This window comes from Bradyrhizobium sp. 142 (genome assembly GCF_023074015.1).
Taxonomy (GTDB): domain Bacteria; phylum Pseudomonadota; class Alphaproteobacteria; order Rhizobiales; family Xanthobacteraceae; genus Bradyrhizobium.
Genome location: NZ_JADPKQ010000493.1, coordinates 13,431 through 37,657, shown reverse-complemented (window position 1 = coordinate 37,657; position 24,227 = coordinate 13,431). Strand labels below are relative to the sequence as shown.

Here is a 24,227-nt window from a genome sequence, read left to right as displayed (position 1 = left end):
GCCACGGGCAGGTCGATCGATGTTTTCAAGCTTTGCAGCGCTGCTGGTCCTTTCTCTCATGCTGGCAGCCTTAATAGTTGGTTGGGCATTCTCGTGGGTGTCGCGATCACCGGCAACGAGATACTGGCCACTCGACATTCATCTTCTGAACTCCTCCTTTTTTCTACTTCTCGACTTTCAATTCTTACTCGCGTCGCAATACAGCAGCTTCCGCATAGGGGAACAAACGCTAAATTGCAGCGACGCAACATTGCTGACCCTTCAACTTGGGAACGCGATCGTATTCTGTGTCTATACAGGCTTACTTGAAACCTTTGTGACGCGGAAGATTGCGCGGAATAGTCGTCCCACAAGCCCGCATGGCCGTATCGCGTCGATCATATTGTTTCTTTTGATCGGTGGCGTGGTTTGCGGAGTCTTGGCATGGAGCATAATTTCATTGGGAATCGGCGGCCTATTGGAACTCGTTGGAGCACGGCAATACAGAAATGACTTTGTGTTCGTGATTCTGAATGCCTCTCCGTTCGCGCTTGTGGCTTGCTTGTATGTAATCTTCTACGCAAGGTCGTTAGCTTTTAGCTTGTTAGCAGTTTCGATCGCCGCGGGCGTAGCAGTACTGTCTGGCGGTCGCGGCAACATAGTCTCCGCATTTCTGCTCCTGGTCTGTGCGTGTCTAGCCAATGGTCGTCCGCTAAATCCTTACCGAACTCTAGTTCTTGGGGTTCTTCCGCTGATCCTGCTTCTTCAAGCCTATACGACATACGTAAGGTACGCGGGTTTTCAGAAGATCGAGCGGGGAGAAGATATCTGGTTTGGACAAGTAGTTGAGTCGGAAACCTTTGCGATCTGGAAGAGCGTGTATGCAGTATCAGAAGGCGATTTCACCCTCCCGTATCCATTTTATAGCTTGTCGGCCTCCCTCTTTTTTCCGGTGCCCAGATCGATTGCGGCTTTCAAGCCCGAACCTCCAAGCACGATTTTTACCAAGGTGATTAGCCCTGTTCGTTTCGAGAATACTGGCTCCGAGATCACGCTCTCCGGACTAGGGACTTTGATGGCAGAGTTCGGTCCTTTTGCGGGTGCCGTTTTGTTTGGAGGTCTTCTTGCGGGCATTTCAGGCTTGCAATATCGGCTCTCAATGAACCACAACCGCCAAACTGAAGCGTTTGTACTATACTTCTACGTTTTCTCTCTTTGGAGATCCGACATGTTTACGGCGTCGCGTGTTCTCTGGACTTTTCTTCTTGTGACCGGCGTCTTTCTAGGGCTTCGATTGGCACTCTCGCTGCTAGCGCCTCAGTCATCTGCGCGTCTCGTTGCGTAAGAAATTCACCGACTCACTCTGCGGACCGGAAAGATCGATCCTGCCGGGAATAGAACTGTCTCTCACGACGCAATTTGCGGCGCTCGGAAGGACGACTACTTTGTTACCCGTTAACCGGCAGTTGCTGATGGTGTTGCTGGTGCCTCCAATTCGCGCTGCGACAGCCATCGTGAGACCCTCAATGCGGACGTTGTCAACCTGGTTGTTAGAGACCTCACCGTTTTGTCGTGGTTCAAAAGCAATTCCAACGGCTCCAGAGTTGGCGTGAAACTCCACATCCCTTACTCGATTGTGCACGACCTGAGCAGCCCCCGTGTCGAAGGAGATCATTGTGCCCCGGGCTTGCTTACACAGGATCTTTCCTCCTGATATGACGCAATGAGATGAAGGCCCGAACCTCACGACGGGTGCCGTCTTTGTGAACGCGTCCGCATCAATGAAAAAATCGCGGACAATACACCTCATAGCCGATTCTTGGATCGCTATGATCTGGTGGATCGGCGACTCCGGATCACCGCTCATCTTTGCATATAAACCCTCGACGACGACGTCCGTGGAATTGCACGCCAACTCGATTGCGAGACGGTCAAACGTCAGATGTATATTTTTCCAGTGACATTCCTGGAAGAGATTGCCGTAGATGCCGACTCGAGATTGAATCCAAAGATTCGTGAATTTGCATCCTCTTGCAGCAGTGTCGCCGGTCCAAAACCCCTCGGATCGTATCGCTAGGTTCTCGAGGCTAGAATTGATGCAAACGAAGCAGTTGCTGGGAGGCCCGACAGGTCGCCAGCGAACCTGTTCATCCGCCGGAGCGACTACCACCGGTCCATTGAACTGAATCGACCGGTCGACTACAATTGTATCTGGTCGAACTGTTATTACTCGACATATTGTTGTTAGGCTGGAGATCGAGACGGCTGGTCGAGTTCGATCGTAATCTTGGGATCGAACAAACACCGTCTGCCCAGAAGAGTAGCGGGCGCTTGTATTCGCCACCGCTATGATACCTTTCGATTGGTCTATAATCCTTGCAGTATCAAACTCGATGGTATTCAGGAATTCGGGGTGGTAGTTACCTGGCAAGACCACCGCCTGATCCATGAAGGTGGTACTTTCTTTGCGATCATTGTAGAGAAGACTGTTAACGCCTTGGCCAATCACACTAACATTTGAGCGGAGGAATAGCGGTCGTGTTATTCTCCAGTACTTGCCTTGAGAGACATTGCAGGGCGGTATCGAAACTACACCGCGGCCTACAGAAGCTTTGTCGATGGCCTTCTGAATGGCTTCGGTGTCGTCGTGCCTGCCGTCGCCCAGCGCTCCGAAGGCTCGTATGTCAAGAGGGATAGCTTCGGCGGCAGCCGCGGCGAACGGCGCCCCGCCAGCGAGAGCAAGGAGTTGGCGGCGCGTCATAGGGGACAGCGACATGGACTGAGTTATTCCTGTAGGATAGCTCTTCCTAGCGCTTTGGTGGCGAGGTCTCAAGCTTAGGGCATCGAGCGGTTGAAGCGGGGCCGTTCTTAAAGCCGGAATTCCAAGGACATTAAGACTTTCGATGAAGAACTCTTCTAGCGCAGCTATTTCGAACGTGCGGTGGGTCGCTGTTTCCCAAATCTGCCGGATCATCACTTCTGTTGGCAGTATGACCATCTTTGCACGCCTACTACCAGCTGCTGACTTCGGTCTGCTTGCGATGGCAACTGTTGTTACAAATTTCGCCGCTATTATTCGCGATATGGGGACTGCGGCGGCGCTCGTTCAGAGGCACGAAATAACGGAGGAGTTGGTCGACACCGTCTTCTGGTCAAACGTTTTCTTCGGGCTCTTCACAGGAGGGATAGTCGCGATCACTTCTCCAGTATGGGCTTGGCTTTTCCATGAGCCCCGGCTGCAAACGGTGTTGCTCGCGCTTTCATTATCATTTCCGCTAGCGGCGCTTGGCGCGTCTCATTTGGCCATGCTCGAAAAGAGTAACAACTTCCGCAGAGTGGGATTCATAGAAGTGTTGGCTGCAGTAATGGGGGCTGCGATAGGCGTTTTGGTGACAGTCCAGGGTGGGGGGATATGGGGTCTGATAGCGCAAACAGTCATTATCGCGGGCGTTTCGACTGCGCTTCTTTGGCTGCGCGCGGATTGGCGGCCTACGATGCGCTGGAGCTCTGGAGAGTTTAAAGGACTCGTGCGCTTCAGCGGCAACCTAGTCAGTTTCAACATCATAAACTACTTTGCCCGAAATGCCGATGGATTCCTCATCGGCCGATACTTGGGTCCGTCTGAGCTCGGGCAGTACAACGTCGCATATCGGCTCATGCTTCTTCCGCTCAGCAATCTCACCTTCGTGGTGAATCGAGCGCTATTTCCAATCTACAGCAGCCAGCAGCGGGATCCGATCTCGCTCGGGCGGAGGTACATTGAAACTCTTCGGTTCATCAGCTTGTTAACGGCGCCACTTATGTTCGGGCTGTGGTCGGTACGTGCGCCGTTCATAGAATCATTGCTAGGATCGGGATGGTCAGAAGCGGCAACGATTATTGGCTGGCTTGCACCGGTGGGCTATCTACAGTCAATGGTCTCTACGACGGGCTCGCTCTTAGCGGCAACGGGACGCACGGATATCCTGCGGAACCTCGGGCTCGCAAATTCTGCAATATTTGTTATCTCGTTTGTACTAGGGCTCTGGGGTGGCGCCGTCGGCGTCGCGCAGGCCTACTTTGTTGCAAACGTTGCAGTCGCAGTAATATCGTTGCACGTTACGCTAGCCCAGGTCGGGCGAAGCCTAACGGATTTGGTGACAGTCATCAGGCTGCCTCTTCTTTGCGCGATTGCAATGGTGTGTCTCATTGCGCTCGCCGATTCTTGGTTGGCCGGGATTGCGCCGGCCTTAAGATTGACTTGTCTCGTCAGCTTCGGCGCTCTGATATATGGCACACTTCTGCTGGTCTTTCTTCCGACTGTATTTGGAGATGCGAGTAAGTTCCTAGGAACAGCAGCGGTGAATACGCAAGAGTAGAGGGGATAAATTGCGCAATCGTGACGCGTGGAAGGAAACAAAGTATGTCTCGCGAAATGGAAATTTGGTTGCTTCGAGCGATCCCAAAGAAGTCAGTGTCGCATCGAGGCTGATGGCTAGCTTGATTGCGGCAAACTTCCTCCCCGCATTGAAAACACACGCCTCCGGCCGCTTACTTGATCTGGGCTGCGGTAAGGTGCCACTCTATGGGACCTACAAAGGCTTGGTCACCGGCATAACCTGCGTCGATTGGGGCAACAGCCTTCATGAAACGAGTTATTTGGACAAAGAAGTCGATTTAACGAAGCCAATTGATTTTCCAAATTCGGCCTTCGACACAATCATTCTCTCCGACGTACTTGAGCATATTCCCGTTCCCCTCGAGTTGTGCAGGGAAATCGCACGCCTGCTCTCGCCTGGCGGGAAGCTTCTCGTAAGCGTGCCGTTTTACTACCCCTTGCACGAAGCGCCGTTCGACTTCTATCGTTATACAGAATTTGCGTTGCGCCGGCTAATGGTAGAATCTGGGATGAAAGTGGTTAGCCTCGAGCCGTTGGGCGGCAGCGTTGAGATCCTTGCTGACATCTTATCGAAGAACATTATGTCATTGCCGATTTTTGGGAGCTCCTGTGCTAAGCTTCTGCAGGCCGTCGCATGGCAGTTTGCTCGAACTGGGCTTGGGAAGCGGCTCGCGACAAAGACCTCTGCCCAATTTCCACTTGGCTATTTTATGGTGGCTACGCGCTAGCAGCGAGACGCGCCGCTTCATCGTAGGTTGCCTCCAACTGAGCCGCGAGCAGCCTATGATCGAACGAGTCCCTGATCGAGCGCACGCTCGCCGAAGCCATCTCGTCCGCCATCACATCATTGCTCAGTATCGTCAGCAGTTGAGAAGTTAACTCATCGACGTCCCGCTCAGAAAAGCAGAGACCGTTTACTCCATGCTTTACGGCCTCACCGACTGCACCCAGAGCGGAAGTCACAACGGGAACGCCTGACGCCTGAGCTTCGAGAATCGAAATTGGAAGTCCCTCAGCATCTCCGTTCTCGGCGGTGACACTTGGAAGACAGAACAGTCGAGCTTGATCGAGCTGATGTCTAACCTCGTTGTTAGGCAGACTTCCGAGAAATTCGATCTGTAGGCCACGCAAATTCGCAAGCTGTTCAAGATCTCCACGTAGCGGTCCATCTCCGACCACCGCCAGCTGGGCGGCAGGAATTTGCCTCCGGACATTTGCCATGGCCTCAATCAGATATGCACAGCCCTTCTTTTCGACGAGCCGTCCGACGAATAAGACGCGGGGAGCACGTCGGCTAATTTGAACAGAGCCCGGCGAAAACTTGCCTTGATCAACCCCTATGTATCGGACCCATATCTTATGGTGTGGGATTCCGAATTCGATCGCCCGATCTCGAATAGATTCTGAAACTGCAATAAATGCGATGCGAGGATCTTTTGACATTTGCAGTAAACGACGCGGATAGAAGCGCATGCGAAATCCGGCCCTTCCCCGCTCCCACCATTCATGATGCACGCGTATATCGTAACCGTGCAAAGTCACTACCATCGGCACATTGAGTGCGCGAGCGACCGGCCAGGCATCGAGTGCATCTACTCCAAAGTGCGCATGAATTAGCTGAGCCTGCTCGAGACCTAATGCGCGCGTTACCTTGGCGGGTACTACGCCAGCCAACCCTCTCGCCTCTCGGATCAGCTTCTTAGGCAGACTAGGTGCCTCTGAGTCCAAGACCCGAAATGCAATTCCATCGAGCGGTAGTTGGTTTAGAAGGCGGCGCCCGAGAAGTACTGGCCTCCATCTTCGTAGTGCCAATACCTGCTCTCTGATGAAAGTCTCGGAAAGGGGAAGAAGATCGTTTCGATAAATGAGTACAGTTTTTCTCTCGTCACCGAATAGCATTTAGTGCGATCCGTCTAGAGTGTTGACTGTAAACAAGGTGCGCGCCTTTTCTCTTTCTACTTGGTGCAGTTCGGAGGTCTGATTCGCTATCATTGTGCGCACGTCGAAAGACCCGCGTTCTAGTAAGTTTTTTAGCCACGCCATCGCGTGCGGAACAAACGGAAGATCTTGCGAAAGCACAAGGCCATTATCGTTCACTTGCGAAACGATACATCCCCGTTCGTAGGTCAAGATCAGATTTCCTGCGGCTAAAGCCTCGTAAATTACTGTAGGCTGAGCTTCGTTGGCGTAGATGGTTGGAAATACGAACACGTCAATTGCCGTGTAGAAGCGAAGCTTTTCATCCCCATAGACCGACCCAGCATAGATCAAGCGATCGCCGAGTTCCTCCTGCGCCATTTCAAGGGCAAGTCTATCGGCCGGCTCTCGCACAGGTCCCGCAAGTGTCCCGCAAATGTTCAGTCCTTCATCTCGAGCCGCGCGCAACAGATCAAGAAAAATGTGAAGGCCTTTTTCGCGGTTAAGATTGCTTAGGAGCCCGATTCTTAGCGATGAGCGGGCGTTGAAGGCCGAGGGCTTCGGTTGTGGCGAAACGAATGCGGAGTTCGAAACGATGATTGATCGCTCTGGAGGCCAATAGGTTCGGCCGAATCGATCCCGCATAGGCTCGCAGAGAAAGATGTGGACGACCTTGGGTCCACCGCCATGAAGCACCATTCTCATCATTCGTCGCGCTTCGTTGATGTACCCGAAATTGTGGTGGTGAAGGTAAGTCGGGTACTGGAGCAGGCGGGCTACTGTTAGCAGGTAGACGGTGTAGATGACTCCGAAATCGCTCTGACACGGCATATAGCAGATGCGGTTTCCGCGCCGTGCATTGAACACTAGGTGCATCGAGGCAAGCAGCACGCTGACTGTTCTTGAGAAGTGGTAAGCAACGCCGCGCTTGCCCACTCTTGGCGAGATGTTCAGAACCTTGACGTCGTGATCCTCGCTGAGGAGCTTCACGTACTCCGACGTGATATAGGCAAGCCCGTCTGTGGGCGGCGGAATTTGGCCGATCGCCACAATGAAACGCCGTTTGATCTGCATCCCAGTTTCGGCCGCCATATCTAATAGGCAGAGGTGCCAAATACGCCGAAGACGGTTCGGATTACGATCACAATGTCCAGCCCCACGCTCCAATTATTGATGTACCACAGATCATACTCCACGCGCTTCTGCATCATCTCCAGCGTGCGGGTTTCTCCGCGGTAACCATTAACCTGGGCCCAGCCGGTGATGCCGGGCTTCACGTGGTGGCGGAAGGCGTAGTTGCCGATGATCTGCTCATATTCGGTGTTGTGGGCGGCCGCGTGCGGGCGGGGGCCGACCAGCGACATGTCGCCGCCCAGCACGTTGAACAGCTGCGGCAGCTCGTCGATCGAGGTCTTGCGCAGCCATTTGCCGATGCCGGTCACGCGCGGATCGTTCTTTTGCGCCTGCACGATTTTCGGGCCGTCCTCGAGCACGCGCATGGTGCGGAATTTGAAAATCTTGAAGGCGCGGCCGCCAAAGCCGTTGCGGGTCTGGCGGAAGAACACCGGCCCCTTCGAGCTCGCCTTGATCAGCACGGCGGCCACCAGCATCACGGGGGCGAACACGATCAGCGCCAGGGCCGTGCCGGCGAGGTCGAGCGTGCGCTTGAGCGCGCGTTCGTTCCAGGACAGCGGGGCGCGGCGCAGCTCCGCGGTAAAGGTGTGGCCGGTGCTTTGCAGCGGATAGCGCAGGAAGCGCGCGGCGTGGGCATCGGGCACCAGATGCACCGGAACGGGCAGCACCTTCAGCGCGTCCAGGATGCTGTCGATCGCGTGCTGCCGGCTCCAGCTCATCAGCAGGAAGATGTGCTCGACCCGGTTCTCGCGCGCATAGGCGATCAGCTCGTCAAAGCGCGGCGCGATCGCCGACAGCAGCAGCGGCGAGGCGAGCTCGCTGCCGCGGATCTCCATGATCCGCATCAGGCGATAGCCGTGCTGGGCAAGGTCCATCATGGTGTTGGAGGCGGCCGGCAGCCCGAATTCGGCGATCATCACCGCGCGGCTGTTGGCGAACGCGCCGGTCGCAAGCGCCCTGGCGGTCCAGCGTCCGGCAGCTAGCCTCCAGGCCAGCAGCACGGCCAGCCCGACCATGTAGAACGAGATCGTCGTGCCGCGGGAAAAGTCTTCGCTGACCTTCATGGTGAAGGCGGTCGCCAGCAGCGCCCCGAACAGCCCGGTCCACGTCGTCACCGTGATCCGAAATGCGCGCGACAGGTTGGTGATGTTCTTCAGCCGATAGCCGTGCTGGACCGTGGTCAGCAGGATGAAATTGATGGCGACCATGACGCTCGCCGCGGCGTAGACATCCGCCTTGCCGAGCGCCGATTGCGTGTAGAGGTGATAGGCGACCGCGCAGCCGATGCCGCTCAGCACCACCAGCAGGCCGTCGACGACCATCACCAGCCGCTCCACAACCAGTGGGCGAAGAAAACTCCACGCCAAACCTTGAGGTGCCGGCGAAACTGGCTCCACCACGCGAATTTCCGCAGCCGAATCAGGAACGGAAGCCGGTCGAGCCGATAAAAGTGTCATCGCGCTAATGCTCACTTACGATCAATTCACTATCCGAATACACCGTGCTATCGGGCAGAATCGCAATTAAAACAAGGCGAAGGAAAAAGTAACCTTACCCCAATGGCTTAATAGTAGCGCATCTTTGCCCCTGCCCAGTATGTTAAATGTCACAGTTCGTTAGGAAGCTCTCAGTGCCTCAGCCCCGATTCCGGCGGCGATCCAGACGAAGGTCCAGCCGGTATGTGGCGATCGGTCTTGCGACCGTTGCGCTGCTGGGCTTGGCCTTTATCGCGCTGCGCCCCGATTCGGCGCCGCTGCCACAGGCATCGAACCCCGCGGCCGCGGCAAGCCTGTTCCTCGACGGACCCTACGCGGCGCGCTTTGCCGGCGAATTGATCGCGCTCAAGCAGGGCTTTTTCACTTCCCAGATCGCCTTGCGCCCGCACCCTGACGACCCGAACTTCGTCGAAACGATCGCACGCGAGCATGCCATTGGCGTGACAAGCGGCCAAAAGTTTCTGCTGGCCGCTTGGCGCGGCGTCCCCGTAACGGCGTTCGCCGCAAGCTTCCTCGACACATCGATTGCGATTTTTACCCTGGAAAGCTCCGGCTTGCGTCGTCCGCCCGACCTCGTCGGCAAACGCGTCGGCTACCGCAAGGCGAGCGAAGGAGACGTAATCTTCGACTCCATGATGGCGCAGCTCGGCCTGCCACGCAGTCAAGTGACGAAAGTGGCCGATCGCGACAGCTTCGATGCGCTCCGCGCCGGCGAGGTTGACGCCATCATCGCCGCCATCGATGACCAGCCAACTCCGTCTGGTACGGGCTCCGTCCGGCTGAATGTGATCAAGCCGCAGGACTACGGTATTCATGTCCCGGGGCTGGTCTATTTCGCCAGCAACGATCTTGTTCATGACCGTCCATCCGTGATCACCGACGTGCTCCAAGGTCTTATCCGCGGCTGGCAGTTCGCCTATAGCGATTATGCACGAAGCGTGCCTGTTCTCGCCAGTTTTGCTCCCGAAAGGCTCAGCCTGGATCGCCTGAAAGCCGAGTTGCAGCAGCAGCGCAGCCTCATCTTGCCGACCGGTGGCCGCATCGCCGACTACGACGAAAGCCGCTGGAGGACCCTTCGGGACATCCTGATGTTCGCGAAGCTGGGGGAGGAGGAGGTACCGCTCGCCCAAGCAGTCAACTATCAGTTTCTTCGGGACCTTTATCGTCGCTCGCCCGATCTTGGCGCGGCCGGCGCCTGGAGCGGAGACAACTAGGGCCAAGAAGCCACAGTTCTGCGCCATATCGCTCCGAGCCTAAATTCGGTGCGTCGGATCGGTTGCGTTCCTCCCCTGGCCCTTGGTAGTCTGTTTCGGCTATTTCACGGGCGATTTCTGGGGTGATTGACGAATCACAGTACTTCCGAAGCAGTTCTCGCAGGGCTGAGTGGCTTCGCTGATGAGTTCGTTGGGGCAAAGGAGCTTACAAATGTTCAAGATGTTTGCGCGGGTCGGTCTTCTGGCGTTGGCCACTTCCGTGTGTGCAGCGAGCGGCGCAAGTGCCGGCATGCAAATGCCTGCAAGCGCGGCTTTGCTCACGAGCGCCGCCCAGGTAACGCCGATCACCTTTTGGGCACAACCGTATCCATACCGTTATGTGCCGTCGCGTCACTGTCCGCTCGTCCGGGTAGAGACTCCGTACGGCTGGTATTTGGATCGCGTCTGCGCCCCCGAGGGTCCCATCCTCCGACGTGCGTACTGATCCGCTGGACTAAATAATGTTTTATCGAACAAGCAGCCGTGCGGCTCGCGCGGCTGCTTTGTCTATTTTGTCGCCAATGGCCTGCTTTGGGTTTGTGCTCCCTGCTGCAGTTCACCATTAAGATGTTCGCCCTCTTAGGCGGGCTGCTCGATGGTGAAGATTGTGTTAGCGAGTGAGAACGCGCACGAGTCTTGCTTGACGCATCAGCGCGCCGCGTGAATGGGCTGTACTGTCGGTTTTTCCGCATGGGGATGACCGAAGAGGGGATGTATGACAGGGGCTTCTACCTACGATCTTTCGGGCAAGCGGGTCTTCGTCGCGGGCCATCGCGGCATGGTCGGTTCAGCCGTTGTGCGGCGTCTTGCTTCCGAAAATTGCACGGTGCTTGTTGCCGATCGTCGCGAGCTGGATCTGACGAAGGAAGAGCCGACGCTGCGATGGCTTGAATCCAACCGTCCGGACGGGGTCGTGCACGCTGCTGCCAAAGTCGGAGGCATTGCTGCAAACAGCAGCTTTCCTGTCGACTTTCTCTGCGAAAATCTCGCGATCGAACTCAATGTGATCCGCGCAAGTCACGCCATCGGCGTTCAGCGCCTGTTGTTTCTGGGCTCGTCTTGCATTTATCCCAAGCATGCCAAGCAGCCGATCGCGGAGAGTGAATTATTGACTGGGCCGCTTGAGCCGACAAACGAATGGTACGCCATCGCGAAGATCGCGGGTCTCAAGATGTGCCAGGCCTATCGTCGCCAATATGGGGACGATTACATTTCGGTGATGCCCACCAACTTGTACGGCCGTGGCGATAACTACCACCCCGACCACAGTCACGTACCAGCCGCGCTGATCCGCCGCTTCCATGAAGCAAAGCTCGCGCAAGCACCGAGCGTGAGTGTCTGGGGCACGGGCACGCCGCTTCGCGAGTTTCTCAACGTCGAAGATTTCGCCGATGCGTGTGTCTTCCTCCTGAAGAACTATTCAAGCGACCAGCCGATCAATGTCGGGAGCGGCGACGAATTATCGATCGGCGATTTCGCGGCAACGGTTGCAGACGTGGTGGGCTATCGGGGCAAGCTGGTTTTCGACACGTCCAAGCCCGATGGGACGCCGCGGAAGCTGCTCGATAGCTCGCGGGTGCGGGCCCTTGGTTGGCACCCAAATATTCCTCTGCGCGCCGGTCTCACCACTGCGTATCAGGATTTTCTAAAAGGCTACGGCCGTCATCTGGAGGTTAGCGCCACCAGCTAAGCTCAACTGTTCTGCCTACAATAATTTACCCCTGAAAACTTACTTGGATTGCGCCTTTATGCGTGTTCTTTTGGTCGGCATCAATTATGCCCCCGATCTGATCGGAGTGGCGAAATACAATAGCGAGCTCTGCGAAAGCCTCGTCGCCGAAGGTCACGACGTCAGGGTGATCACGGCTCCGCCTTATTATCCCGCCTGGAAGATTCCTCCACGCTTCAGTAGTTCTTACTTTAGAACGAGGCATATCGATGGCGTTCGGGTCACGCGGACGCCAATCTATGTGCCTGGACATCCGTCAGGGGCGAAGCGGCTCATCCATCATGCCTCGTTCGCCCTCTCGAGCGCAGTACCGGTCCTGGTGAACGCGCTCTCCTGGCGACCGGACGTGATGGTCGCGGTTGCCCCGTCTCTGATGTCGGCTGCGTTCGTCTCAGTCGTTGCTCGTCGCGTCGGTGCCAAATCATGGCTTCACATTCAGGATTTCGAGGTCGATGCAGCGTTCGATCTTGGTCTGCTGCGTAACGGTTTCTTGCGCAAATGGATGCTCAGGACTGAATCGGCGATCCTCAAATCGTTCGATCATGTTTCGACTATCTCTCAACCGATGGTGGGTCGCCTGATCCTCAAGGGGGTGCGCCTCGATAGAGCGGTCGAGGTCAGAAATTGGATTGATACCCGCGCGATCTGCCCCGCTTCGCGGATGACGAAATATCGCGAGCAGCTGAAGCTCGGCGAGAATGACATCGTTACGCTCTACTCCGGAACGATGTCGAACAAGCAAGGACTTGAATTCGTGATCGAGGCCGCGATCGGGTTGGAGCAAAGCCATCCACATATTCGCTTCATCCTCGCCGGAGAGGGCCCAGCGAAGATGGGGCTCCAACAAATGGCCCTCGGACACCCCAATGTCCATTTTCTCGGACTTCAGCCCAAAGAGAGCTTCAACGAGTTGATGGCAACTGCCGATTTTCACCTGATTCCACAGAAGGCCGAGGCAGCCGATCTGGTGTTGCCTTCCAAGCTTGGTGCGATCTTTGCGTCGGCTCGGCCAGTCATCGCGATGGCCGAAGAGGGTACCGGGCTCGCGGCGGAAGTAACTGGTGCGGGCCTTGTGATTCCACCTGGAGATTCGTTCGCTCTTCAAGTCGCGATTTGCCAGCTTAGTGAGGCATCGGCCCTCCGGGAGCATTACGGGGAGGAAGGAAGAAAGCGCGCCCTTGATCGGTGGGACCGACAAACAATTGTTCGTCGGTGGTCGGAAGTCATGGCGGACGAGCGCAAGTCGACAGGGCCGAAGGGTATCGGACCGACAAGCGCTAACGACAACATTGGACTTCCAGTGGAGGATGCGGTTCGCTTGCCCTGAGGCATCTGGCCTCGACTGCGGAGAGATGACGTCGGCTGACGAACAAAAGCAGCCAAAGGTGAGCGCCCGGATGAGCGCTTACCTTCTGCCCGCTCGCTGTGACGGGTGATCTAACCCGAGATCACTCGTGACGCGGAAAGTATCTGAATCCGTGCTGCTTGATCAGTTCGTCCCGCTTTGCCGATTCGAGATCTTCCTTCATCATTTCCTGAACCAGAGTTTCGAAGGAGGTCGTTGGCTCCCATCCGAGTTTCTGCTTCGCTTTCGTGGGGTCTCCCAAGAGAGTCGCGACCTCGGTCGGCCGGAAGTAGCGGGGGTCGACCGACACGATGCATTTGCCGGTAGAGGCATTGTAGCCTTTCTCATCGACGCCGCTACCTTCCCAGCGGATCCGTATTCCGACCTCGCTGGCCGCAATATTGACGAAGTCTCTCACGGAATGCTGCACGCCCGTGGCGATGACGAAATCCTCCGGCTTCTCCTGTTGCAGCATCAGCCACTGCATCTCGACGTAGTCGCGGGCGTGGCCCCAGTCGCGTAGCGCGTCGAGATTGCCCAAATACAGGCGCTCCTGCAGACCCAAATGGATTCGCGCGAGTGCTCTTGTGATCTTTCGGGTGACAAAGGTCTCACCGCGAACGGGAGACTCGTGGTTGAACAGAATGCCGTTGCAGGCGTACATACCGTACGCTTCGCGATAGTTCACCGTGATCCAATAGGCGTAGAGCTTGGCGACCGCATAAGGGGAGCGCGGGTAAAAGGGAGTGGTCTCCTTCTGCGGGATTTCCTGAACCAGGCCGTATAATTCGGAAGTCGACGCCTGATAGAAGCGCGCCGTCTTCTCGAGCCCCACAATGCGCATCGCTTCGAGAATCCGCAGGGTGCCCAGCCCATCGGAATTCGCGGTATATTCAGGCTCCTCAAACGACACGGCCACATGGCTTTGCGCCGCGAGATTGTAAATCTCGTCGGGCTGCACCTGGGCAACGATCCGAATGAGGCTGGAGGAGTCCGTCAGATCGCCGTAGTGCAGTCGGAACGGCGGATCAGGCTCGTGGGGGTCGAGGTAAAGATGGTCAATGCGATCGGTATTGAAGAGGGAGGTCCGGCGCTTGATGCCATGGACTTCATAGCCCTTCCCAAGTAGCAGCTCAGCTAGGTAGGCCCCGTCCTGACCTGTAACACCGGTAATTAATGCGCGCTTTTTGGTCATGTAAATCTCATGGAAATTGATGCGTGTTCTTACCCAAAAGCCTGTCCCGACGCTACCTGCGTCAGAGCATTTTCAAGCGGATTGTTGGCTATCATTAACGAGCCGAGCGCATCGTCGGCATTTCGCCGACCAAGCACGGAGCGCTGGGTGCCTGATTGGTAGCTGTAGGTTCGGAAGTCGATAGGTTCGCGACGTGATCGAATTCGAAGCGCAAGGACGCGGCTAAGCTAAGATCTCGCAAGTCCGCGCGTCCAGAGCTGCGGGTTCAGATCCGATTCCGTGCGCAGGAAAACGTACTTATCTAAGGCTTCATTGGACTGGATGATCACTCCGCTCAGATTGTCCAGAACGAAAATAGCTCGCTCTTCTCGTACGAGCAGCACGAGGTGATGCTCTCCCGTAGTACGAATAACAACCTCCGCCAAAAGGAGAGACGAACTCGGCCAGCCCGATCGAAGCAGCAGATGGCGTTTCGTTACGGCGTAGTCGCCACAGTTTCCGTCAGAGGGGAAGATCTGCCAGTCATAGTCATTCCGGCTTGCCACTAGACTCTCGGCCGCGATAACAGAATTAACGCTCCAGTTGGTCTGGTTGAGCTCGCGCCAGCGCTGCCCCCGAGATGGGAAGTCCGTGGTCCGGCGGTCCCGCTGTTCCTGACAATCCTGGGGGTACTTAATACAGATCAGCGTGAATGAAAGCGGAGGCACGACCTCCTGCTTTTCGAGACTGGAGTAGGCTGGCTGGCTGCAAACGCAATACACCAGCGCCAGCATGCGTGCAGCATGTCGGATCATCGCTTGGGCCTCATATTGGGCTGGACGATCCCTCTATATTGCGATGCAATAATGAAAACGCCATACCAATTGTGAGGCAATCCTTGCTGAAATGTGAAGCGTTGTCGCTTCGCCCAAAGCATACTGGCCGACTGCTGCTTAGGCCATGTGGTCGAGGCCAGCAGCATCGAGACTTCTGTTCTAAAGAGCGAATAAAGGACCCGCGCTCAGAGACGCAGATTCAGCCAAGGCATGTAGCATTCAGGATAGGGCAGCAACTTTAGGAAGATGGGCGCCGCTGTCGTCCCGACGATCTCAAAAGAATGATGAAATGTGGGCAACGGGCAACTAACGCTGATCCTGCTCGCTTTGCCTCAAAATGTTGCTCACGGCAGGCACGCTTCTCAATCTAGCTTGCCAAGAGTTGAGCGCAACGCGAGCCAGCATAATGCCAGACGCAGCCCCGGCAACCTTGGTCATTGCATCTACCAGGCGACCGTGTCGGTCGGGCGTCAGGAGTTGCAGACCCTCAAGGAGGATGGCGCCGCCAACCGCGATTGTGACTGCATGGATCGACCGGTTTGGATAGGCCAGTGAGAATACCAAGCCCAACACCAGAAACGCTGCGAAATGTTCCAGATGAGGCGGCGCAACTTGGGGTCGGTCATGGACCGGACCAAGCGTCACGAACGCTATGGCCCCCAGCACTAGCCATCCCGCAATGAGATAAAATCTTGTCATGCTTTCTCAATAGCGGGAACGCCACGAGCCCGCAACATAGGGCTGCAACTGGAGCGACTCTCCGCAATCGATGATCAGGCAAAGGCGCTACTGCGCTCGGGCAAACGCAATCAGCTCTTCTTTTAGGCAGAAGGATCGAGAATCAGCCTGCAACTGTGCCTGCAAATTGGGGCGCGGACTGCCGCATGTGAAGGACGGTTAACACGTCTGATTGCCAGGTCTTGATCTGCGTTCAGCGCCAGAAAGCTTGATAGGCCTGGGGCCAGCGGACTGCGATTTTTGGAGACCGCCATCGGATTAAGCTGCTCAAAGAGTTGCCTGTCGAGCTATGGCTCGCCCTCTGGCGATACCTCTAACGAATATCGAAGGCAGGATTGTCCTGCTCAATCGGCGATGTCGACATCCTGCTCTGGAGCGAGATGGTTGATGTCGACCGGGGCGGTCGCGATATCGATGTTTCGCCGGTGGATGAGCGCATCCATCCCGTTGCGGTGTAGCCAAAGAAGTCCCCGTGCAAGTTGCCGAAGATCGTTCCGATTGGGACCGACTGGAAGTCGCCGCGCTCGCCGCAATGCCTCAGCAGCTTGCTTTTCCAGCGGCAAAAGCTCTCGCGTCATCCGCCCGACCTCGAAGACCAGAACACTTGTCGGGCACCTTACTCGATCCTTCAAACAGTTCTGTGAATGAACCCACATCCGAGCACATCGCCAAAATTCACGGATCTGCTTCGCGGATCAGATCTCTTTTCCAGCCAGGGCAGCGCGTTTTGGATCGTATAGTGCTCCGCTTGCTCTTCGAACTCGGGCGCGATCCCCACTACATCGATGTGCCGCAGCGCCTCTTCGATTGCCCGTTGGCGATGCGCTTCGAGAAGCTTGTGCCGCAAGATCCGGTAGCGCTGGATCATCCAGGCGATTTCTGCAACGTCAATCGCGAGCAGCCATTCGATCGCAGATTGCGGGGTGAGGTCTGCGAAATCGCTTGCTGCAGCGGTTGATAGTGTTGGAGTGTTTCGCCGGGTAGCAGCAGCGGAGGGGAGCTAAGACTTCGAACTCGGCCGGCATAACGGTTGCTGGCCGTTGGCCTCTTTTGCGTCTTCGGACATAAGCCTCTTCAGCTCTCCTTTCGCAAGCTCATGCTCGCCGTGCGCAGCCCGTGTCCGGAAGTTTGCGACCAGCTCGGCCCAGAGGTTGGAGGAAGTCATGTCGACGACCTTGATCGCCTCGAACCGTGGCGGCGGTGTCTCGATGTTGAACAGTATAGGCGGGCCGCCGGTCTGGACGCAGCGCCAGAACTTCTCTCGGCCGTGAGGAGAAGATGCTGATGGAGCGCGGCGGTCGTTCGGATTGAACCTAACGATACGATTGGGCGCGTCGGCGCCATTTGCCTGGACGAAAACTACCGGGATCTCCTGTTGTCGCGTCGCGAATGCAGCTCCTGGCTACACTGCCGCTCGCGATGGTGAGAGAAAACTTCAAACGAGTGAGCGGCGGCCGGCGCCTACTCAACTAAAAGTTACAATTCAAAACCAAAGGAATGGGAACTAAGAGACACCGAATAACAGTATGTCTCTACTGTTCGGAGATTGTGTGTCGCGTTCTCAACCGTCCCTATCGAATTTGCTCAGCTCGGATATGCGTTGTTATGGAAGAACTCGGCCGCTGGCAAACTCCGACCGGGCCTGCAATGCGCGCCTTTCATTTTCCACCCGGCGCCGCCGGTCTTCGCATCAGAGTGATTTGCGCTCTAAGAAGAGAGATTGCCGCAGGCATCTCTAGGCACGTGGGGAAGACTTTGCTGAATCAAATCAACCAGATTATTTGTCGCCGCCACGGCTGGATGATGAACTCGTCACGCAGGCTGCCGCAGCATCAATCAGAATCTCTCATTTACAATTGCAACGTATGCAACGTGAAGGGTTATTGGTGATTTTGAACCATCCAATATGACGCGGAGACTCCTGGGATGGTATCCAGCACCAATCAGCGTTGCGGTTTTGCCGCACAACCGTGGCCCCGCTGAGGGCCTTACCTCGATGCGAGAGCCAATCGTAAATTGGTCTTCATTGTAAGTGGCGCTTCCATCGCTCGCGCGTGCACCAAATCGGTGCTTCCGGGTCCCGAAGAGCGTGGTTTGCCGCTTCATCATTAGGTCATGTCCAACAAAGATTCCTCGCCAGCGGCTCTTGCCCCAGCGGCGGCTGTATACGTTACCCAACAACCGTGCTCCCACGTCTCATGTGGACTCGCGAGCCGCGGCGATGTGAGGCCACTCAGTAGCAGGCGTACTTTGCGTCCAGCCTGCATCCCTTCTTAGCGACTTTGGCTTTGGCGGGTGGGTTTTGCTGGGCCAGCGCTGCCGATGATTAGAGCGGCGCGACGGTTGAAATCGCGAACAGAGTTAGGACTGCGAGCATGATCGATTTCATCGCAGATACCCCTTCTTGACCCGTCCGAATTTGTTTGCCATTTTAAATACACCGCATTTAAATATACTCATTTAAAAATAGCCTCTTCAATAGCCTCTTCAAGAGGTATTTTCAGGCGTATTGCACCCATACCCGTCGGGATAAACGATGATCGACGAGAAGCTTGTCCGTTTGCGCACTTATCAAAAGAACGTTGAGCGGTATTTGGGCCTGCTTCAAACTACGCTGACCGAGATTGAGCGGCAGTATGTCGAGAGGCGCCTGACCGAAGAGCAATCGGCCATGGAGCTGCTGGCTGCCTCGTCGTTTCAGATGGCTGTCGAGGCCAATGTTGCCAAACAAGCATGCAGCCGCCAGCCCGGCTTCAACGCGGCAGAAAAGAGCTAACAACGGTCAATCGAGATCCCATGCGCAGCTGGTCCGCAATGGGATGCACAGAGATCCCCGCGAGGGCGAATGCACCTACGGTCCGATATGCAAATCAATGCTGGCATGGCCTAAATCGGATCCAGATCTAAAGGCCGGCATTCTCAAGCCTGGTAGGACGTGTCGGTGATGTCCTCGCGCCCATGCCCGTTTGATCCGGGACTTAGGTCAAACTAACTCTTCGATGTGTCTCGTAGCGCAATTTGAACAGCTTTGCGGATTCGCTCACCTTGGCTAGGGTCGAGCGCTTCCTCCAAGTGATAAATGCGGCATAGCAGGCCGTTGATGCGCCTTACAATAAGGCCGTTATTGGAATGCCGGTTGCGCGCGTGCACTAGTTGACGGCGCACCTCGAACAGGTCCATGCGACGAAAAGCTCTCGGTTGCACCATGCGAGTTGGACTCTGGCGGTGTGTCCGGCTGATGCGGGACTATTCAGATCAACTCGTTGCGCGCACACCCGCGTCCTATAACGCCCGGGCGCATTGTTGGGGGTCGAACGATCACTTCGAACAAATACAGCTTTGCTTGCAAAAACGCTTTTCAGCGAGTCGATCGGATGTTATTAACATTAAATTGATTAATTTGCAAATTATGTTTGGGGCGCGAATTTGAATACCCCATTAAATCCAAGGTTCGATGTTGCTGCGTCTGAGGTCGCGTGGGGGTCCTTTAGTCTCCCTGAGCCTGGCCCAACTAATTCACCCATCATTCCGGACGCGCATCTCTTATTTTCGGGCGAATATGCACGTTCGGGCAATGATCTCATCATTTCTGATCCTAACCATCGGTTTTCGATCCACAATTACTTTCTCGGTGAGAAGCGTTCATCGCTCATTTCGGCAGACGGCGCGCTACTCGACTCGAGAGTCGTCGAAGCGCTGACAGGCTATCAAACCTTTGCTCAAGCCGGAGGAAATGCGGCGCCTGTAAAGGTCATCGGCCATGTCGCCACCATAGCGGGAAGCGCCAGCATCGTTCGCAACGGCGTTACTATCGAAGCGAATAACGGGGACGTGGTCTATCAGAACGACGTCGTGCAGACTGGAAGTGGCTCTACCATCGGCCTAGTTCTGATCGACGGCTCAACGTTCAACCTAAGTGCAAACGCTCGCTTCATGTTGAACGAATTAGGGTATGAAGGGCAGAGTAATGCGAATGGTACTTTAGTCAGTCTGACGAGCGGCTCGAACCATTCTCTGTTCACCCTTGTCCAAGGTGCGGCCAGTTTTGTCGCTGGCCAGGTCGCCAAAACGGGTGACATGCAGGTAGCGACGCCTACTGCCGTGATCGGAATTCGCGGTACAGCAGTTCTTCTTAACGTCGATGCGGTGGATGGGCAGGTCTCGGTTTCCGTTGCCGATCAGCAAGACGGTCAGGTTCATTCCGTACAGGTCTTCAAATGCGTCCCAACTAACTTGCTTCAAGGCGTTTGTACCGCGGGGGATCCGATCGGGATGGTTGCCAGCGATGGTCCATCGCTGACCATTACGCCAGCCGCCAATTTCGAGGTGATCACGCAAGCCGTCGGTAAGAGCCCAAGCCAAGTTGCGCAGGAATTCAGCGCTTTCCAGCAGGTGTTAACGACCTACGATATCGGGAAACAGATCGCCCCAGACACTCCGGCACCTAGCGACGGCAAGCGAGGAGATGTCGATACAAAGTCGCTGCAGAAGTTCGCTGGGAGTCCTCCACCATCACCTACCGAAGCCTCGACCACCGTCATTGCAGACGACGTGAAGGGCCAAGCGGGTGGCGGATCGATCACTCCCGTTTTTGTGACCCTCGCTTCCATCACAGGAAGTTCTGCGTCCGCAACGAAGACGCCTGTCCCCGTTTTGGATACCACGCAAGCTGTTATCGTGACCTCGTTCGGACCTGTAATTATCAGCAACGCAGGCGGTCCAACCAACCAAGGAAGCCAGACGATCAGCGGAACTGTTGATGCTGCTTTCGTTGGAACCACGGTGACGCTGTACGACACTTATAACGGTGTCACCACGCAAATTGGAACGGTTACTGTTGGCTCTGGCGGCGTTTGGAGTGCGGCCATCACTCTGGCAGGTGATGGCAACCACACTATCGTCGCTCTGGACCCTAACGCCAACATTACCACGAGCGTGCCCGTTGTTTTCACCCTGGACACCACGGCCCCCACCGTCGCGATCACCAGCGCGGGCGGGTCGACCAACCAGGCCAGCCAGACCATCACCGGCACGGTGGACGTGGCCGACGCCGGCGCCAGCGTCACCATCCTCGACGGCACCACCGCGATCGGCACCGCCATCGTGCAGGGCAACGGCAGCTGGAGCACCACGGTCAGCCTCACCAATGGAGCCAACTCGCTGACCGCACGGGTGAACGATGCCGCCGGCAACACCGCCACCAGCAGCGCGGTGGTCTACACGCTCAGCACCACCGGGCCGACGGTGACCGAGGCCCTGGTCGCCGACACCGGCACCTCGGCCACCGATCACGTCACCGCCAACCCGGCGCTGAGCGGCACCGGGCTCGCCAACACCGTGGTGCATCTGACGATCGATGGTGTTCTCAGCACCACCACGGCGACCACCGATGCGCAAGGGGCGTGGTCGTTCCTCCCGAGCGGGCTGGCCGATGGATCGCACACCATCGTGGCAAGCCAGACCGACAGCTTCGGCAACACCGGTTCGGCCTCGCTGAGCTTCACCCTGGACACGACCGCGCCGACGGTCGCGATCACCAGCCCGGGCGGGTCGACCAACCAGGCCAGCCAGACCATCACCGGCACGGTGGACGTGGCCGACGCCGGCGCCAGCGTCACCATCCTCGACGGCACCACCGCGATCGGCACCGCCATCGTGCAGGGCAACGGCAGCTGGAGCACCACGGTCAGCCTCACCAATGGAGCCAACTCGCTGACCGCACGGGTGAGCGATGCCGCCGGCAACACCGCCACCAGCAGCGCGGTGGTCTATTTGGTGGGCGTGCCCGGCGCCATTCTCGGCGACGCTGGCGACAATACCCTGACCGGGACCGCTGGGAACGATGCATTCCAGGGCTTCGGCGGTAACGACATATTCAACGGCTTGTCGGGTGTTGATCGGGCGGTCTATGTCGACGCGACCGGGGTCATCACTGCCGATCTGACGGCCGGGACCGTGACGGGGCCAGGTGTCGGCACCGACACTCTGATCGGTATCGAGGCCATCCAAGGCAGCAATTTTGCCGACAACTACTCGGCGGTCGGCTTCAGCGGCAATTCGGGGGTGGCTGGTACGCCAATTGGCTTCAACAGCTTCGAAGGCATGGGGGGAGACGACGTCATCGTCGGCACGGTCAATCCTTCCGGACAGATTCTGACCCGTATATCCTTTGTCAGTGCGACAGCGGCAGTCATCGTTGATTTCGTCGCGCGCACGGCGAGCGGCGATGCGTCGGTCGGCAACGACACCTTCACAAACGTCAATTCAGTCATTGGGTCAGCATTTGGCGACGCGCTGCGGGGCAGTGACAATCCGAATGGTACTTTCGAGCAATATGACGGTCGTGCTGGTAACGATCTGATCGATGGCCGCGGCGGCTACGATTTCGCCATCTATAATAACGACGCCACCACAACCACGGGCATAGCCGTTAATCTTGCAGCCGGAACCGTAACTGGCGATGCAACGATCGGCACCGATACGCTGCGCTCAGTGGAAGCCGTCCGCGGCACCAACTTTGCTGATGTTTTCGACGCCACTGGGTTCAACGGCACCAGCACCAATGCCGGATCGGACGGCACTTTCAACAACTTTGAAGGTATGGCCGGCAACGACACCATCATCGGTAATGGCCACACCCGAATTCAGTATACGCAGTCAAGTGGTGGCGTAACCGTTAACTTCGTCACAGGCATTGCGACCGGCGACGCCTCGGTGGGCACCGATACGTTCACCGGCGTCAACGCGGTCATGGGCTCGATGTTTGCCGATACCTTCTCGGGAAGCGGCGCCGACGAGAACTTCATGGGCCTTGCCGGTGATGATCTTATCAATGGAAACGGCGGCTTCGATACGGCGCAATACGCCAACCTAACGTTCACGACAGGTGGGATCAGCGTTCACCTTGCGGCAGGAACGGTGATCGGCGATGCCTCGAGCGGCGCCGACACCTTGCGCTCGATCGAAGGCATTCAGGGAACCAATTTTGCCGACACGTATGATGCCACGAATTTCGGCGTCAGCGGCGCTATCGATCCTGCAACCGGCCTTCCCTATGCCAACGTCGGCAACAACGGCAACCTCAACCAGTTTGAGGGAATGGGTGGCAACGACACCATCATCGGCAACGGCAACACCCGCCTGATCTACGCTGATGCGACCGGTCCCGTGACGATCACTTTCGGGCTCAATAGCTGGACCAGCACCACCAGTGGCGCGTCCGGTACAGTAACCGGTGATGGGTCAGTGGGCATCGATACGTTCTCGGGTGTTGGCTCGGCCTCGGGATCGTCATTTGCCGACACCATCACCGGCTCTGCCAATCCGAGTGGTACGGCGGAAGATTTTTCCGGGCGCGCCGGCAATGACTTCATCGACGGCAAAGGTGGGTTCGACAGGGCATTCTACAACCACGATGGTTCGGCTTCAGGTATTCGGGTCGATATGGCTTCGGGCACGGTGTCAGGTGACTCTGCCATCGGAACAGACACCCTTCGATCAATTGAAGCGGTCCGCGGGACCGCCTTCGCCGACACTTATGTCGCGACCAATTTCGGCGTCTCCGGGCCAAATGTCGGTGATTTCGGTACCTTCAACGAGTTTGAGGGGATGGCCGGCGATGACACTATCACGGGCAACGGTAATACCCGCATCGCATTCTACAATGCTCTGGATGGTGTGACCGTAGATCTCGCCGCTGGCAACTCCCACGGAACGGCCTCTGGCGATGTTGCGAACGTCGGTACAGATGCATTCACCGGCGTGAATGCTGCTCGTGGCTCGGGTTTCGCTGACGTCATTATTGGCAACGCTGGAAATAACACGTTGGACGGTCAAGCGGGGAACGATTTTATTCGGGGCGGAGCTGGCGCCGATACCCTGATAGGGGGCGCTGGAGCTGATCAGTTTGTCTTTGCTGCCGTTTCCGAGTCGACTGTTGCAAGCCATGACACGATCAGCGACTTCGTTCATGGGACAGACGTCATCGACATTTCGGGTATCACTGGAGCCACGACCGTCCAAGGCTTGATGGCCGGTAGTACGCAGGTGGCTGCGCATAGTATCGCGTGGATTCAAAGCGGCGCGGACACGATTGTTTATGTTAACAGTTCAGGGGCAGCCCAGAACCAGGGTTCAGCGGATATGGAAGTCGTCTTAGCGGCCGTAACAGCAAGCAGTTTGGCCAATTTGGACTTCTTCCACGTCTAACGGTCGAATCCTTCGCTCCTTCCGCTCGGCCCGCTTACGC

General features: G+C 56.6%; 17 protein-coding genes and 1 pseudogene. 10 read left to right on the top strand and 8 right to left on the bottom strand.

Annotation, left to right across the window (positions count from 1 at the left end):
• Nucleotides 1-19: 19 nt before the first annotated feature.
• Nucleotides 20-1,324, top strand: coding sequence for a hypothetical protein (locus IVA82_RS44505; RefSeq protein WP_247380154.1), 1,305 nt, complete (start codon nt 20-22; stop codon nt 1,322-1,324).
• Here IVA82_RS44505 and IVA82_RS44500 read toward each other — a convergent pair.
• Nucleotides 1,301-2,977, bottom strand: coding sequence for a right-handed parallel beta-helix repeat-containing protein (locus IVA82_RS44500; RefSeq protein ID WP_247380153.1), 1,677 nt, complete (start codon nt 2,975-2,977; stop codon nt 1,301-1,303). The genes IVA82_RS44505 and IVA82_RS44500 overlap by 24 nt on opposite strands.
• Between IVA82_RS44500 and IVA82_RS44495 the strand changes: the two genes are divergently transcribed.
• Both IVA82_RS44495 and IVA82_RS44490 read left to right on the top strand, forming a co-directional pair.
• Nucleotides 2,883-4,337, top strand: a complete 1,455-nt coding sequence (locus IVA82_RS44495) for an MOP flippase family protein (RefSeq protein ID WP_247380152.1) — start codon at nt 2,883-2,885, stop codon at nt 4,335-4,337. The two genes, IVA82_RS44500 and IVA82_RS44495, sit on opposite strands and share 95 nt — an antisense overlap.
• Nucleotides 4,338-4,347: 10 nt before the next feature.
• Nucleotides 4,348-5,085 (top strand): class I SAM-dependent methyltransferase, encoded by a 738-nt coding sequence (locus tag IVA82_RS44490; RefSeq protein WP_247380149.1) that lies wholly within the window; start codon nt 4,348-4,350, stop codon nt 5,083-5,085.
• On the opposite strand, the gene IVA82_RS44485 is transcribed toward IVA82_RS44490, so the two are convergent.
• Genes IVA82_RS44485 through IVA82_RS44475 form a run of 3 tightly spaced genes read right to left on the bottom strand, consistent with a single transcriptional unit; the run spans nt 5,075 to nt 8,730 of the window.
• Nucleotides 5,075-6,256, bottom strand: coding sequence for a glycosyltransferase (locus tag IVA82_RS44485; protein ID WP_247380146.1), 1,182 nt, complete (start codon nt 6,254-6,256; stop codon nt 5,075-5,077). The genes IVA82_RS44490 and IVA82_RS44485 overlap by 11 nt on opposite strands.
• On the bottom strand, nt 6,257-7,348 hold the full coding sequence (locus IVA82_RS44480) for a glycosyltransferase family 4 protein (protein ID WP_247380143.1): 1,092 nt from the start codon (nt 7,346-7,348) through the stop codon (nt 6,257-6,259). It lies immediately after the preceding gene.
• A gap of 20 nt (nt 7,349-7,368) precedes the next feature.
• Nucleotides 7,369-8,730: an undecaprenyl-phosphate glucose phosphotransferase gene (locus IVA82_RS44475; protein WP_247380228.1), complete on the bottom strand. Its 1,362-nt coding sequence runs from the start codon at nt 8,728-8,730 to the stop codon at nt 7,369-7,371.
• A 395-nt stretch (nt 8,731-9,125) separates the two neighbouring features.
• On the opposite strand from IVA82_RS44475, the gene IVA82_RS44470 reads away from it, so the two are divergent.
• From IVA82_RS44470 to IVA82_RS44460, 3 genes are all read left to right on the top strand, one after another.
• Nucleotides 9,126-10,118: an ABC transporter substrate-binding protein gene (locus tag IVA82_RS44470; RefSeq protein ID WP_247493928.1), complete on the top strand. Its 993-nt coding sequence runs from the start codon at nt 9,126-9,128 to the stop codon at nt 10,116-10,118.
• A 754-nt stretch (nt 10,119-10,872) separates the two neighbouring features.
• Complete coding sequence (locus tag IVA82_RS44465; RefSeq protein ID WP_247380137.1) at nt 10,873-11,847, top strand: GDP-L-fucose synthase; 975 nt, start codon at nt 10,873-10,875, stop codon at nt 11,845-11,847.
• Nucleotides 11,848-11,905: 58 nt separating this feature from the next.
• On the top strand, nt 11,906-13,213 hold the full coding sequence (locus IVA82_RS44460; RefSeq protein WP_247380135.1) for a WcaI family glycosyltransferase: 1,308 nt from the start codon (nt 11,906-11,908) through the stop codon (nt 13,211-13,213).
• 121 nt (nt 13,214-13,334) lie between these two features.
• Here IVA82_RS44460 and gmd read toward each other — a convergent pair whose 3' ends face one another.
• The 3 genes from gmd to IVA82_RS44445 all read right to left on the bottom strand — a co-directional run bounded on the left by gmd (nt 13,335) and on the right by IVA82_RS44445 (nt 15,940).
• Entirely contained in the window at nt 13,335-14,426 is a 1,092-nt protein-coding gene (gene gmd, locus IVA82_RS44455; protein ID WP_247380133.1) for a GDP-mannose 4,6-dehydratase, read from the bottom strand.
• 227 nt (nt 14,427-14,653) lie between these two features.
• The gene (locus IVA82_RS44450; protein WP_247380130.1) at nt 14,654-15,199 is read right to left on the bottom strand and encodes a transglutaminase-like cysteine peptidase; all 546 of its coding nucleotides are present in this window, start codon (nt 15,197-15,199) and stop codon (nt 14,654-14,656) included.
• A 348-nt stretch (nt 15,200-15,547) separates the two neighbouring features.
• Nucleotides 15,548-15,940, bottom strand: coding sequence for a VanZ family protein (locus tag IVA82_RS44445; protein WP_247380128.1), 393 nt, complete (start codon nt 15,938-15,940; stop codon nt 15,548-15,550).
• 374 nt (nt 15,941-16,314) lie between these two features.
• Here IVA82_RS44445 and IVA82_RS48730 point away from each other — a divergent pair, with 374 nt between their 5' ends.
• Both IVA82_RS48730 and IVA82_RS44440 read left to right on the top strand, forming a co-directional pair.
• The gene (locus IVA82_RS48730; RefSeq protein ID WP_256469831.1) at nt 16,315-16,437 is read left to right on the top strand and encodes a hypothetical protein; all 123 of its coding nucleotides are present in this window, start codon (nt 16,315-16,317) and stop codon (nt 16,435-16,437) included.
• Between the two features lie 14 nt (nt 16,438-16,451).
• A complete protein-coding gene (locus IVA82_RS44440) occupies nt 16,452-16,937 on the top strand; it encodes a hypothetical protein (RefSeq protein ID WP_247380126.1) in 486 nt (161 codons plus the stop codon).
• A gap of 78 nt (nt 16,938-17,015) precedes the next feature.
• Here the strand turns inward: IVA82_RS44440 and IVA82_RS44435 are convergent.
• A pseudogene (locus IVA82_RS44435) lies at nt 17,016-17,269 on the bottom strand (endonuclease); the annotation flags it as partial.
• Between the two features lie 1,246 nt (nt 17,270-18,515).
• Here IVA82_RS44435 and IVA82_RS44430 point away from each other — a divergent pair.
• Both IVA82_RS44430 and IVA82_RS44425 read left to right on the top strand, forming a co-directional pair.
• A complete protein-coding gene (locus IVA82_RS44430; protein WP_247380124.1) occupies nt 18,516-18,755 on the top strand; it encodes a hypothetical protein in 240 nt (79 codons plus the stop codon).
• A 650-nt stretch (nt 18,756-19,405) separates the two neighbouring features.
• Nucleotides 19,406-24,187 (top strand): Ig-like domain-containing protein, encoded by a 4,782-nt coding sequence (locus IVA82_RS44425; RefSeq protein WP_247493927.1) that lies wholly within the window; start codon nt 19,406-19,408, stop codon nt 24,185-24,187.
• Nucleotides 24,188-24,227 lie beyond the last annotated feature (40 nt).